This is a genomic window from Methylomonas rivi (assembly GCF_024505165.1).
Taxonomy (GTDB): domain Bacteria; phylum Pseudomonadota; class Gammaproteobacteria; order Methylococcales; family Methylomonadaceae; genus Methylomonas; species Methylomonas rivi.
Window position 1 is genome coordinate 1 of sequence record NZ_JANIBK010000236.1, and the last position, 3,717, is coordinate 3,717.

The 3,717-nt window shown below is 60.2% G+C and carries 1 protein-coding gene; it reads left to right on the plus strand.

What is annotated here, in order from left to right; all coding sequences use genetic code 11:
- Positions 1-3,717, plus strand: a 3,717-nt coding sequence (locus NP596_RS20405; RefSeq protein WP_256617229.1) for a non-ribosomal peptide synthetase, incomplete at both ends; no start/stop codon positions are given.

A 3,717-nucleotide genomic window follows, 5' to 3' on the forward strand; every position in this document is an offset into this window, starting at 1 on the left:
CTGATCCAGCGCCAGGCCGAACGGCAACCGCACGCCGCGGCCCTGATTTGCGGCAGGCAGAGCTTGAGTTATCACGATTTGGAACAACAGGCCAACCGTCTGGCGCACCGATTGATCGAACTGGGCATCCAGGCCGAAAGCCGGGTAGCCCTGCTGCTGCCGCGCAGCCACCAAGCCATCATCGCCATGCTGGCCGTGCTCAAGGCCGGCGGCGCCTACCTGCCGCTGGACCCCGAACAACCGCAGGAACGCTTAGCCGAGCTACTGGCCGATGCGCAGGTCAGCGTCGTGCTGTCACAGTCGTCGCAGGCCATTGCCCAAAGCATGTCAATTGAGGGTTTGGCCAGCGCCTGCGTTTGGCTCAACCTCGATGAAACCGAGCTGAGCGATTATCCTGCCAGTGCACCCGAGGTAACCCTCCACCCTGAACAACTGGCCTACCTGATTCTGACCTCCGGTTCCACCGGCAAGCCCAAGTGCGTGGCCGTCGCCCACGGTGCGTTGGCGCGGCATTGCCTGGCCATTGCCGAACGTTATGAAATCGAACAGCAAGATACGGCTTTGCATTTCGCCGCCTTCACCTTCGATGCCGCCATGGAACAATGGCTGGTACCGTTGATGAACGGTTGCCGCTTAGTGATCCGAGATGAATTGTGGAGCGCGGAGCAGGCTTACCATACTCTGATGGAACAGGGTGTCAGTTGGTTTGAAATGCCGCCGGCTTACCTGACCGAAATCGCCCGCTGGGCCGAACAGCAGGGACTTACCCTGCCGTTGCGGGCTTGTTCGGTGGGCGGCGAAGCGGTCAGCAAGGAAAATCTGGCGCAAATCCGCCGGCTGGTGGGCGATGCGCCTATCGTCAACGGTTACGGTCCCACCGAAACCTTGATTACACCGCTGGTGTGGAGTGCGCACAAAAATACCGAGTGCGATACCGCCTATGCGCCGATAGGCACCGGCGTCGGCGAGCGTACGCTCTATATACTCGACAAAGACCTGAACCCGCTGCCGCTAGGCGTCATCGGAGAGCTGTACATCGGCGGCCCATGTCTGGCCCGAGGCTATCATGGCCGGCCGGACTTGACCGCCGAGCGATTTATTCCCGACCCGTTCGCCGCCGACGGCGGACGGCTGTACCGTACCGGCGATTTGGTGCGTTTCCGCGCCGACGGTAACGTGGATTATTTCGGCCGCGGCGATCATCAGATCAAGTTGCGCGGCTACCGTATCGAATTGGGCGAGATCGAAGCGCAGGTCTTGTCGCATCCCGCCGTGAGTGAAGCCGTGGCCATCGCCGACGGCGAGGGCGGCGACAAGCGGCTATTGGTGCATGCGGTTGCCGCCGGCGAAATGGCTGCGGATGAATTGAAACGTTATTTGCAAAGCCGTCTGCCGGACTACATGATTCCGGCGCAAATCATTCTGCTCGACCGTTTGCCACGACTGACCAGCGGCAAGCTGGACCGTAAAGCCTTACCCAAACCTGAATGGACGACGGAGCAAAACTTTCGGGCGCCGCAAACCGAGGCCGAGCGAGCGCTGACCGACATCTGGCGGGAAGTGCTGGGCGTGGAACGGATCGGCATCGACGATAATTTTTTCGAACTGGGAGGCGATTCTATTCTGTCGATTCGGGTGGTCAGCCGTGCCCGCGAAGCCGGTTGGCAGTTCACGCCCAGGGAGTTGTTTTTGTACCAAACCGTCGCCGGCCTGGCAGCTGCCGCACAACCTGCACGGCAAGCAGGCGATGCCGTGGAGGCTATTGTCAGCGGCGAAGTGGCGTTGTCGCCGATTCAGACTCAGTTTTTCCAGGATGATGTTCCCAATCGGCAACACTGGAATTTGTCCTTGCTGCTGCAAGCTCGCCAGCCGCTGGACGAAACCAAGCTGGAGCGGGCGCTGCAAATCTTGATCAATCATCACGATAGCCTGCGTTTACGTTTTCGTCTGGAAGATAGCGCTTGGCGCCAATATTACGCCGAACTCGATGCCAGAGATGCCACCGATGTACTATGGCGGCGCAAGGCTCAGGATAGCGCCGAGGTCGAAAGTATCGCCAATCAGGCCCAGCGCAGCCTGGATTTGCAAAACGGGCCGTTGCTGCGCGCCGTGTCCATTCGTGTCGACGGCGGCAGCCAGCGCTTGTTGCTGGTGGTGCATCATCTGGTGGTCGATGGCGTATCCTGGCGAATCTTGCTGGAGGATTTACAAGCGCTCTATAGCGGCGATCAGGCCTTGCCGGCCAAGACCGCCAGTTTCAAACATTGGACGCAACGCCTGAAAGATTACGCCGCCAGCGAAGCGCTTAGTCGGCAACTGCCGTATTGGTTGGCGCTGGCGGAGGAGGCCGGTGCCGACGAGTTGCCGCGCGATTTTCCGCAAGACGTCGGCAGTTTTGCCGACGCCCGCACACTAAGTCTGACGATTTCCACAGAGACCACCCGGCAACTGTTAAAACAGGCGCCGGCGGCTTACCGCACGCAGGTCAACGATCTGTTGTTGACCGCGCTGGCGCGGGTGTTGTGTCGCTGGAGCGGCCGCGACAGAGTTCTGGTAGAGCTGGAAAGCCATGGCCGCGAAGATCTGTTTGAGGATACCGATCTCAGCCGTAGCGTCGGCTGGTTCACCAGTGTGTATCCGGTCTGTCTGTCCGCCATTGCCGATAACGGTGCCGCAATCAAATCCGTCAAGGAACAACTGCGTAGCGTACCGGACGGCGGCTTGGGCTTCGGCGTATTGAAATATTTGGCGGAACCCGTAGTGCAAGCGCAATTGGCGGCCTTGCCGCAACCCCGAGTCAGCTTCAATTATTTCGGCCAATTCGATGCCGAGCAGGCTTTGTTCGAGGTGGCGCCGGAAACCGCCGGTGATGACCGCGACCCCGCCGTGCCGTTGCCGTTTTGGCTGGAAATCAATGCCCAAGTATTGGCGGGCGAACTGGAATTGCGCTGGCGATACAGTGAAAACCTGTACCGCGCCGAAACCGTGCAGGGTTTGCTGGATGCCTATCGCGCGGAATTGACCGCGTTGGTGGAACATTGCTTGAGCGGCGCCAAAGGCGCGACGCCGGCCGATTTTGCGTTGGCCGGTCTCAGTCAGCCGCAAATCGACGCGCTGCCGGTTGCCATCGAGGTTGTCGAAGACATTTATCCGTTGGCGCCGATGCAGCAAGGCATTTTGTTTCATGCTCTGCTGGAGCCGGAAACCGGGGTGTACGTCAATCAGATGACGTTGGACATCGAGGGCCTGGACGTCGAGCGCTTTGTCGCCGCCTGGCGCAAGGCAATCGCCCGGCACGACATTTTGCGCAGTGCCTTTGTTTGGCGTGGTGAAGCCGACCGGCCGTTACAAGTGGTTTACAGGCAAGCGGCATTGCCGCTGGAAATCCTTGACTGGCGTGGCCGCGCGGCTTCCGAAGCCGAGTTGGCGGCATTGGCCGCCGAAGAACACGCGCGCGGCTTCGTTCTGGCGCAAGCGCCGTTGATGCGCTTGTTGCTGGTGCGGCTATCCGAGCGGACTTACCGTTGGATCTGGACCAGCCATCATGTTCTGTTGGACGGCTGGAGCACCTCGCAATTGCTCGGCGAAGTGTTGCAAAGCTATGCCGGTTCCGAGCGCGGCGCGGGTTGCCGTTACCGAGATTTCATCGCTTGGCTGCAACAAAAAGACCCGGCGGACAGCGAACGCTTCTGGCGCCGGCGTTTGGCGGAGCTGGAC